Source organism: Neisseria sp. P0021.S006 (assembly GCF_051956895.1).
The window spans coordinates 1-847 of sequence record NZ_JBQCWZ010000576.1; the positions used below are offsets into that span (position 1 = coordinate 1).

The 847-nt window shown below is 54.7% G+C and carries 1 pseudogene; it reads left to right on the forward strand.

Features of this window, described 5'->3' with window-relative positions:
• Positions 1-847: pseudogene (locus ACTHUM_RS15785) on the forward strand (DNA polymerase III subunit alpha); the annotation flags it as partial.

Below are 847 nucleotides of genomic sequence, written 5' to 3' on the forward strand. Positions count from 1 at the left end.
CCCTGAACGCGTCTCCATGCCTGACTTTGACGTTGACTTCTGTCAGGCAAACCGTGGCCGCGTGATTGAATATGTGCGCGAAAAATACGGCGCGGAAGCGGTCAGCCAGATTGTTACCTTCGGCACGATGTCGTCCAAAGCGGTCATCCGCGACGTGGGACGCGTGCTGGAACTGCCGTTTATGCTGTGCGACAAACTGTCCAAGCTGATTCCGTTGGAAGCCAACAAACCCCTGAGTTTGGAAAAAGCCATGGAGGCCGAGCCGCAAATTCAGGAATTAATTGAAGCAGAAGAAGCGGACGAACTGATTACGCTGGCGAAAAAGCTGGAAGACCTGACGCGCGGTCTGGGTATGCACGCGGGTGGCGTGTTAATTGCGCCGGGCAAGATTTCCGATTACAGCCCCGTGTATCAGGCGGACGAATCCGCCTCGCCCGTATCCATGTACGACAAGGGCGACGTGGAAGACGTGGGTTTGGTGAAATTCGACTTTTTGGGTCTGCGCAACCTGACCATTATCGAAATGGCGCAGAACAACATCAAAAGCACCACCGGCGATATCGTCGATGTCGGCAAGATTCCGCTTGACGACCAGGCCGCCTACCAAATCTTCCGCGATGCGAACACCACCGCCGTCTTCCAGTTTGAGTCGACCGGCATGAAAAAAATGCTGAAAACGGCGCATACGACCAAGTTTGAAGAACTCATCGCCTTCGTATCGCTCTACCGTCCCGGCCCGATGGACAACATTCCCGACTTCGTCGCGCGTATGAAAGGCCAAGAATTCCAATACATCCATCCGCTGCTCGAAGGCATCCTCGCGCCGACCTACGGCATTATGGTGTAT